Source organism: Actinomycetota bacterium, assembly GCA_035540895.1.
Classification (GTDB): domain Bacteria; phylum Actinomycetota; class JAICYB01; order JAICYB01; family JAICYB01; genus DATLFR01.
In genome coordinates, this window is the sequence record DATLFR010000184.1 from 1 (window position 1) to 7547 (window position 7547).

Below are 7547 nucleotides of genomic sequence, written 5' to 3' on the forward strand. Positions count from 1 at the left end.
CTCGTCCCCGCCGTCGTCGTCCCCGCCCCCGTCGTCGACGCCGGCCGCCACCACCATCGAGACGGGGGATCCCCCGTCGACGGAGCTGCCGGCGGGGGGATCCGTGCGCAGGACGGTCCCCGGTGCGACCTCCTCGGTCGCTCGGAAGAGGACCTCTGCCACGGTCAGTCCGACCCCTTCCAGGGTGGCGCGGGCCTCGGGGAGCGGCTGTCCCGCCACCTCGGGGATCACGACCTGTGGGCTCCCTCGTGTGACGACGAGCCGGATGGTCCCGGTGCGTGCGAGCAGCGTCCCGGCGGGCGGGTCCTGGGCGACCACCGTCCCGGGAGCCCCACCCTCGTCGACCTCGGTGGTCTGGACCCGGAAGCCGTGGTCCACGGCGGCCTGGGCCGCCTCCGGGTGGGGCCGGCCCACGAGCTCGGGGACCGAGGCCGTGGCCGTCGCCTGGCCCTTCATGGCGGCGAGCAGCAGGACAGCGAGCAGGGCGATGACGGGACCAGGACGCACGCGTCGGAGGGCGCTCGCCACAGGCGCGAGCGGTGACCGTCGGGGAGGCGCGGAAGGGAGGACCTGGGTGCTCTCCCGGATCACCGGCACGGTCGGCTCCGGGTCGGACGGGGTCGCGACCGCGGGCGCCCCGGAGCCCGGTGGCTCAGGCGGCGCCGGATCGGAGGGAGCGGCGACGGCGGGAACCGCTGAGACCGGTGGCTCCGGTGGTTCGGAGCCGGCGGAGGCCACCGGCACCGGCCCTGCAGACAGCTGCGCAGCCTCCCTGAGCTCCTGGGCGTACGCCGAGGCGGAGGCGGGCCGGTCGGACGGGTCCTTGGCCAGTCCGCGCATCACCTCCGCGGCTATGGGCGCGGGGATCGCGGACACTAGCTCCCGCAGGTCGGGGGGAGGGTCGTTCAGGTGCTGGTTCGAGAGGCTCCAGAACGAGTCACCCACGAACGGGGGGCGACCGGTGAGCAGCTCGAACGCTATGCAGGCGGCCGCGTACACGTCGGCCGCCGGGCCCGGTCTCTCGCCGCGCAGGAGCTCGGGGGGCGCGTACGAGGGGGTGGCGGTCGGGACGGTGTGACCCGTCTCCTCAGCCAGGATCCGCGCGACCCCGAAGTCCCCGACCTTCGGCCCCTGCGGGGCCATGTAGACGTTGGCCGGCTTGAGGTCGCCGTGGACGATCCCGATGCGGTGTGCCTCCTCCACGGCCTCGAGGATGGTCGCGGTCACCTCCGCCGCTTCCGCCGGCTCGAGGGGCCCGCTCGCGGATACCTGCTGCTGCAGGTCGGGCCCGGCGACGAGCTCCATCACGATGAACGGCATGGGGGAGCCGGAGGCCGATGGCTGCTCCCCGTAGTCGTAGATGTGCACGACGTTTGGGTGCGCGAGCGCGGCCAGAGCCCGCGCCTCCCTCTCGAGGCGGTTGCGGTGGGCCGGGTCCGTGGCTGAGGCTGCGGACAGCACCTTCACGGCGACCTCTCGGGACAGACGCGTGTCGCGGGCGCGCCACACCTCCGCAGTCCCGCCCCGGCCGATGGGTTCGACGAGCTCGTACCGCTCGTCGAGCACGACGCCGGCTCCAACGGGAGGACGCGGCGCAGAGACGTCCTGATCCATGTCCACGATGCTCCAGCATCCCCGGGTGACCGTGTCTCAACCCTACGCATCCGTCGCCGGGTCGTGTGCGGATCCGGCGCTGGACGGGGAGTATGGGGCATGGCTCGCGTCTGGTGGAACGGCGAGATCGTGGACGAGGCCGATGCGCGCACGTCCGCCCTCGACCGAGGACTGACCTGGGGATGGGGACTGTTCGAGACGCTCCGCTGCTACGGCGGGCGTCCCTGGGCCCTCGGGGAGCATATGGAGCGTCTGCGGGCCGGGGCCGTCGTCCTCGACCTGCCCGTCCCGACCGATGAGGAGGTCGCGCGGGCCTTCGAGGGGGTGATGGGCGCGAACGGACTGTCGGACTGCGGCGTGCGGATCACGGTGACGGCCGGGTCCGGACCCCCCGACCCCCACGAGGACCCGGCAGGCCCCCCCAACGTTCTGGTCACCGCCTGGCCGCTTCGCGACTACTCCGATCTGTACGCGCGAGGGGCGCGGCTGGTGACGCTCGTCGGACAGGGACGAGCGATGGCAGGCATCAAGTCGACCTCGTACGGACTCAGCGTGGCCGGCCGGATCGCGGCGCGGCGCGGCGGCGCCGACGACGCGCTCTTCGTGGAGCAGGACGGCCGGGTCCTGGAGACGACGGGGGCGAACCTCTTCGCGATCCGGGGGTCGGAGATCGTGACCGCCCCGACCGGGGACGTGCTGCCGGGGGTCACGCGGGGGACGGTCCTTCAGGTCGCTCGGGAGCTGGGGCTGCGGACCGTCGAGTCGGACATGCTCCTCGACGACCTCTTCGCGTCCGACGAGGTCGTGCTCACGTCGAGCCTGAGGGAGGTGTACGGGGTGTCGGAGGTGGACGGTCGGCCCGTCCGGACCGGTCCTCTGGCGGCCGAGCTGCGGGCCGCGTACCGGGCCCGCGTCCTGGAGATCCTCGGCTAGTTGATCTTCGACGGGATGAAGATCCCGTCCTGACGGGTGACCCGTCCTTCACCGGGCAGCTCCTCAAGGGAGCTGGGGTGGATGAACCCGATGCACCGGCGGGCGCCCGAGATCGCGTTCAGCAGCCGCATCAGCTGCATCGTCGTGATGTGTCCGTCGGCGAGCGCCCGCTCGAGCGATCCGTCCTTCAGGAGGGACTCGCGGATCTGGCGGGCGATAGCGATGAGGTTGACCTCTTCGAGCTCGGGCTCCTGGGTCAGCGGCTCGGACATTCTCCCTCCTGGCGGCTCTCGATCCCGAAGTCTAACGCGTCCCTGCGCGTTGCTACTCTCCCCAAACGTGCAGCGACAGGAACCTTCGACAGGGACGATCGTGCGGGTCGTCGCGGTGGTGGTGGCCGCGGCCCTGCTCCTGTACGCCGCTTACCTCGTCCGCTTCATCCTCGTACTGCTGCTCGTCGCGCTGTTCCTCGCCATCGGGTTGGACCCGCTCGTGAATGCCATGCGCCGCCTGCGGATGACCCGGGGACAGGCCGTCCTGGTGGTGTTCCTGGGCGCCGTCATGTTCATCGGTGGGTTCGTCGGCTCCGTGACGCCCCTGCTCGTACGCCAGACCCAGAGGATGGCCAGGGAGGTCCCGGGCTACATCGAGGACCTCACCGAACGCAGCCGCAGGTTCCGCGACATCGACCAGCAGTTCGGGATCAGCGAACGGGTGCAGGAGTCCCTGGCGGGTGCGCCCCAGGAGGTGGGGAGACAGGCGCTGGGGGTTGCGCAGCGGTTGGGCCGGATCGCCTTCAGCATCATCACTGTGACGATCCTCACCATCTACTTCCTCCTCGACCTCCCGCAGCTGGTCGAGGGGGCCAAGCGCATCCTCCCTATGAGCCGAAGACGGCGCTTCGAGGAGATCGCGGACGTGTTCTTCGGTCGCATCAGCGGCTACCTGATCGGACAGCTCACCGTCTCGGTCATCTCGGGGACGACGGCCTTCGTCGTCCTCACCCTCCTGCGGGTGCCGTTCTCCGTACCGCTGGCCATGTGGATAGCGATCTCCGCCCTCATCCCGATGGTCGGATCGACCCTGGGTGCCATCCCGGCGATCCTCGTGGCGTTCTTCACCTCCATCCCCCTCGGGATCGCAGTGGTCGTCTTCTACGTCGTGTACCAACAGGTCGAGAACTACCTGATCCATCCGCGCGTCATGAGGCGAGCCGTCGAGATCTCCCCCGCCGCCGTCATCCTCGCGGCCCTGATCGGCGCCTCGCTCCTCGGTTTCGTGGGGGCTCTGCTCGCCATCCCCATGGCGGCCTCGATCAAGGTGCTCACCCGCGAGGTGTGGATGCCCCGGCAGGAGGCAGCCTGACCCGGCGCTAGGATTGAGCATGCCCATCCTGGTCCCGCTCTTCATCGTCGTTCCGCTAGTAGAACTGGCCGTCATCATCCGCGTCGGCCAGGTGCTGGGCCTCGTGCCTACCCTGGCCCTGCTCCTGTCGGTGTCGATCGTCGGAGCGTGGCTCGCGAAACGGGAGGGGCTCGGCGTCTACAGGCGTTTCCGCGAGCAGGTCGGCTCGGGCCGCGTGCCGGCAGCCGAGATCGTCGACGGCGTGCTGGTCATCGTCGCCGCCGCCCTCCTGCTGACGCCCGGGTTCGTGACGGACGGCGTGGCGCTGCTCCTGCTGGTGCCGCCGGTGCGGGCGGCGGTCCGCGGGTGGCTGCGTCGTCTGGCCGGGCGCCGGGCTCGCCTCTCCCTCGGGCTGTGGGGGAGCGCCGCGGACCGGCTGTGGAAGCATTCAAAGCGCCGGGATCGGCCGGGCCGAGCGAGCAGCCGTGAGGTGCCGATGTCGCCCGAACCGCAGTTGGGGGACGAGAACGGCCGGGAGCCGTAGCTCCCGGCCGTCGTGGGCCGCCAGGGACTCGAACCCCGAACCCTCCGGTTAAGAGCCGGATGCTCTAGCCAGTTGAGCTAGCGGCCCCAGACCCAGAGTGTACCCAACCGGTCGGTCCCTCCCGGAGAGCGTCGATCCATCCCAGGACCTTGTGCAGCAGGTCACCGCTTCGCGTGACGCGCACGAGCGCGGTTCCCATGTAGATCACCTTCTTCCGGTGTCCTGTGCCCTCAGACTTGATGAATGGTCTCGTGAAGCTTGCGCGCGGGACCGACAGGACGGACCCCCAATGGGTCATGCAGGCGTCGACATCTTGGCCGGAGTGCAGATGCAGTTGAACGCGGTATCGGTCATCGGTGAGGTGGAGGTATCGCCGGGACCAAGTCATGAACAGTCGGGCGAGGTGTGGGTCGGAATTCGAGAACGCGACGGCGTGCCCGGCCTTCGTCCCCTCCCCCCAGTAGGCCACCACCCCGGCGACCCATAGAGGGTCGCTGGTCCAACCGGCCGCCTCTTGCGTCGCCTCGCGACGCAGCCGTTGCACCCGCGTTCGGTTCTGCTCACGGCGTCGCTGGCCCAGTTGGGCGTCGATCTCCCGCGGGCGCCTCAACCCGGCGAGGCGCGCCCTCGCCTCCGCTCCCAGCTCCAGGTCACGGCACCACCCAGAGAGGGTGCCCTTCGTCACGGGCACCAGCCGGGAGATCTCGGAGTACGAGAGCCCCATCCGACGCAGCTCCCGGCCGATCTCGCGCCTCTCCCACCGCTTCAGCTCACCCCACCGGGCGACGCTGTCGCACACATGATCCGTGAAGAACATGTGTTCGACGGTACCGGCCGCGGGTGACATCTCCCGTGTCCGTGTGACAGGATCTGCTCATGCCCAAGGTCCCGCGTTCACCGGCGTCCGCCGTCGAGCTCCTCTCCCTGGAGGAGGGGCAGACGGTCATCGCCGCAGCTCCCTCCACCGGGTTCGTCGAGGCCCTCTCCGAAGCGGTCGGGGCCGAGGGCACGGTCACCGTCACGATCCCGCCTCCGGAGCTCGACCTCCCCGAGAACGCCAGGGTCGAGGAGACCCTCCCGGAGGAGGCGTCGGCCGACCTGGTGATCGTCTGGCTCGCGGTCGTCCCAGCGAACACGATCCGGGACCATGCGGCCCGGGTCGCGGACGGGGGCGCGTTGTGGGCCGTCCTGCCTCGGGTCGCGCGCGGCGAACTCGCGCCCGTCGGCGAGGCAGAGGTGAAGCGGACGTTGCTGGTGTCCGGCTGGCGTGACACCAGGACCGTTCCGCTCTCGTCCGACTCGTACGCCATCCGGTTCTCCCGACGGCGATGACGGCCGCGCCCACGGCGGGGGTCATCCTCGCGGGCGGGACCTCCTCGCGCATGGGACGTCCGAAGGCACTCGTGCCCTTCCGGGGACAGCCGATGGTCCTGCACGTTGCGCAGGCGTTGGGCGCCGTCGTGGACGACTTCCTCGTCGTGACGAACGACCCATCCCTCGCCGCGAACCTGGCCGTACCGGTGGTCCCCGACCCCCCGGGGGCGGCCGGTCCTCTCGCGGGGATCGCGGCGGGTCTGGACGCCCTCGACGGCCGGGGCGCCATCGTGCTGGCGTGCGACATGCCCCTGGTCGAGCCTCATGCGCTCACGGCCATCCTGGATCTGAGCGAGGATCACGAGGCCGTCGTCCCGCGCACCGACGACGGTCGCCTCGAGCCGCTGCATGCGTTCTACGGACCGGCCTGCCGGGAGGCGGCGTGGGAACTCGTCCGCCGCGGCGAGCGTCGCGCTCACGCCTTGGCGGACGCGGTTCGGACGTTGTTCGTCCCGACCTCGGACATCGACCCGTCCGGGGCGAGCTTCACGAGCGTCGATACCGAGGAGGCGCTCGCCCGTCTGGGCTAGCGCCGGGTCCGGGCGCGGACCAACCCCTCCAGGACGCGCAGGTCCCGATCGAAGACCCGCCTCATCAGGGGCGACACGACGACCAGGCCGAGCCATCCCAGTGGGCCGAGCGGGGGGATGAGATGTTCGACCCAGCGGACATGCGTGCCCCCCGGGGCCTCCGTCAGATGCAGCTCCGCGTCACCCGACACCCACCCCTTGTGTTCGATGGCGAGTCGACGGCCCGGCTCCCACCCGGTGACGCGCACCCGGTCGCGGGTGGTGATCCCGGCGATGCGAACGGTCGCCTCGGCCTCGACGCCGACCCCCTCACGGACGGTCGAAACCACCCGGAAGTCGGAGGCCTCGAGCATCCAGTCGCCCTGGTTCTCCCAGTCGGTGATCAACTCCCAGACGATCGCCGGGGGTCCGGGCACGGATCGTTGCATCTCCAGGACGACGGGCCTCATCTCAGGAAGCTCAACCGGACGCGTCTGTCCGGGTTGTCGACGTTGAGGTCGACCAGCACGACGTGCTGCCACGTTCCGAGCGCCGGGCGCCCGTCGAGCACCGGCAGGACCAGTGAGGGTGATACGAGCGCGGGGAGGACGTGGTCCGCCCCGTGCCCGGGGGAGCCGTGGCGGTGCCTCCAGCGGTCGTCCCGCGGGAGGATCCGGTCCAGCGTCTCCTCCAGGTCGCTCTCCGACCCGGCCCCGAGTTCCAGGACGGCCACGCCGGCGGTGGCGTGCGGGACGAACACGTTGCACAGTCCGTCTCCCTTCCCGGCGCAGAACCGGCGGATCTCGTCGGTCAGGTCGGTGAGGCCGCGGCCGGGGACGGAGACCGCGAGCTCGGTCGTGTCCATACGACAAGGATGCCGCGGCAGGCGGGTGCCCCGCACGAGGGCGAGTGGGGTGGCCGAGGGGACTTGAACCCCCGACCTCCTGGACCACAACCAGGCGCTCTAACCAAGCTGAGCTACGGCCACCACGTCGCGGAAGCAGTGTACTGCCGTGCGCGGCCCCGGGATGCGCCGGCGCCCCCGGCAGGACTCGAACCTGCAACCATCGGCTTAGAAGGCCGGTGCTCTATCCGGTTGAGCTACGGGGGCCCGCGACGAGTATCGCGCTTCAGCGCGATCCGGCGAAGCGCCGCAGGACCGCGGCACCAGCCAGGAGCCACAACCCCATCGATGAGCCGCCGCCGGTCACGGGGGTGGGATCGGCTGG

At 70.8% G+C, this 7547-nt stretch carries 10 protein-coding genes and 3 tRNA genes; 5 read left to right on the top strand and 8 right to left on the bottom strand.

The features are described 5' to 3' along the window. A partial coding sequence (locus VM840_10540; GenBank protein ID HVL82016.1) for a PASTA domain-containing protein occupies window positions 1-1614 on the bottom strand: 1614 nt, incomplete at its 3' end. Between the two features lie 99 nt (window positions 1615-1713). Between VM840_10540 and VM840_10545 the strand changes: the two genes are divergently transcribed. Then, a complete protein-coding gene (locus tag VM840_10545; protein ID HVL82017.1) occupies window positions 1714-2547 on the top strand; it encodes an aminotransferase class IV in 834 nt (277 codons plus the stop codon). On the opposite strand, the gene VM840_10550 is transcribed toward VM840_10545, so the two are convergent. Next, on the bottom strand, window positions 2544-2819 hold the full coding sequence (locus VM840_10550; GenBank protein HVL82018.1) for a hypothetical protein: 276 nt from the start codon (window positions 2817-2819) through the stop codon (window positions 2544-2546). The two genes, VM840_10545 and VM840_10550, sit on opposite strands and share 4 nt — an antisense overlap. Window positions 2820-2886: 67 nt before the next feature. Here VM840_10550 and VM840_10555 point away from each other — a divergent pair, with 67 nt between their 5' ends. Continuing rightward, window positions 2887-3912 (top strand): AI-2E family transporter, encoded by a 1026-nt coding sequence (locus VM840_10555; protein ID HVL82019.1) that lies wholly within the window; start codon window positions 2887-2889, stop codon window positions 3910-3912. Window positions 3913-3931: 19 nt separating this feature from the next. Further along, entirely contained in the window at window positions 3932-4435 is a 504-nt protein-coding gene (locus VM840_10560) for an FxsA family protein (protein HVL82020.1), read from the top strand. Between the two features lie 13 nt (window positions 4436-4448). Here VM840_10560 and VM840_10565 read toward each other — a convergent pair. Together VM840_10565 and VM840_10570 are read right to left on the bottom strand one after the other, a co-directional pair. Continuing rightward, a tRNA-Lys gene (locus VM840_10565) sits at window positions 4449-4522 on the bottom strand. Next, window positions 4500-5252: a hypothetical protein gene (locus tag VM840_10570; protein HVL82021.1), complete on the bottom strand. Its 753-nt coding sequence runs from the start codon at window positions 5250-5252 to the stop codon at window positions 4500-4502. Before VM840_10570 ends, VM840_10565 begins: the two co-directional genes overlap by 23 nt. Before the next feature lie 59 nt (window positions 5253-5311). Between VM840_10570 and VM840_10575 the strand changes: the two genes are divergently transcribed. Together VM840_10575 and VM840_10580 are read left to right on the top strand one after the other, a co-directional pair. Then, complete coding sequence (locus tag VM840_10575; GenBank protein HVL82022.1) at window positions 5312-5767, top strand: hypothetical protein; 456 nt, start codon at window positions 5312-5314, stop codon at window positions 5765-5767. After that, window positions 5764-6339, top strand: coding sequence for a molybdenum cofactor guanylyltransferase (locus tag VM840_10580; GenBank protein ID HVL82023.1), 576 nt, complete (start codon window positions 5764-5766; stop codon window positions 6337-6339). Before VM840_10575 ends, VM840_10580 begins: the two co-directional genes overlap by 4 nt. On the opposite strand, the gene VM840_10585 is transcribed toward VM840_10580, so the two are convergent. From VM840_10585 to VM840_10600, 4 genes are all read right to left on the bottom strand, one after another. Beyond that, a complete protein-coding gene (locus VM840_10585; GenBank protein HVL82024.1) occupies window positions 6336-6788 on the bottom strand; it encodes an SRPBCC family protein in 453 nt (150 codons plus the stop codon). The genes VM840_10580 and VM840_10585 overlap by 4 nt on opposite strands. Next, on the bottom strand, window positions 6785-7183 hold the full coding sequence (locus VM840_10590; protein HVL82025.1) for a secondary thiamine-phosphate synthase enzyme YjbQ: 399 nt from the start codon (window positions 7181-7183) through the stop codon (window positions 6785-6787). Before VM840_10590 ends, VM840_10585 begins: the two co-directional genes overlap by 4 nt. A 45-nt stretch (window positions 7184-7228) precedes the next feature. Beyond that, a tRNA-His gene (locus VM840_10595) sits at window positions 7229-7306 on the bottom strand. A 49-nt stretch (window positions 7307-7355) separates the two neighbouring features. Further along, window positions 7356-7429 (bottom strand) — tRNA-Arg (locus VM840_10600). Between the last annotated feature and the right edge of the window lie 118 nt (window positions 7430-7547).